This is a genomic window from Marichromatium bheemlicum (genome assembly GCF_012276755.1).
Classification (GTDB): domain Bacteria; phylum Pseudomonadota; class Gammaproteobacteria; order Chromatiales; family Chromatiaceae; genus Marichromatium; species Marichromatium bheemlicum.
In genome coordinates this window covers 1-454 of sequence record NZ_JAAXKX010000053.1, presented here as the reverse complement: position 1 = coordinate 454, position 454 = coordinate 1, and the positions used below count along the sequence as shown (strand labels likewise).

Annotated in this window: 1 protein-coding gene; it reads left to right on the top strand. The window is 65.4% G+C overall.

Annotated elements, in window-relative coordinates; genetic code table 11:
* Positions 1-454, top strand: a 454-nt coding sequence (locus HF203_RS16065; RefSeq protein ID WP_168671090.1) for an ISAs1 family transposase, incomplete at both ends; no start/stop codon positions are given.

Genomic DNA, 454 nt, shown 5'->3' with positions numbered 1-454 from the left:
CGCACTGCTGGAGTTGCTGCAGCTGGAAGGCTGCATCGTCACCATCGATGCGATGGGGTGCCAACACGCGATTGCCGAGCGGATCCAAGCGCAGGGAGCCGATTATGTGCTCGCGCTCAAGGGTAACCAGCCGCGCCTGGCCGAGGCGGTCGAGGAGGCCTTCATCGATGCCGATGCGCGTGACTATGCCGACACCGATTCGCAGCTGTTCGAGACTCGCGAACGCGGGCATGGGCGCAGCGAGACGCGCCGCTACCGTACCCTCACGGTGCCCGCAGACCTGCCCGGTGCTCAGGACTGGCCGGGGCTGCGCACTCTTGGGATGGTCGAGTCGGAGCGCACCGTCAATGACCAGGTCAGCCGTGAGATCCGCTTCTTCATCAGCAGCCTTGATGCCAACGCCGAGACCTTCGCCCGCGCCGTGCGCGATCACTGGGGCATCGAGAACACCCTA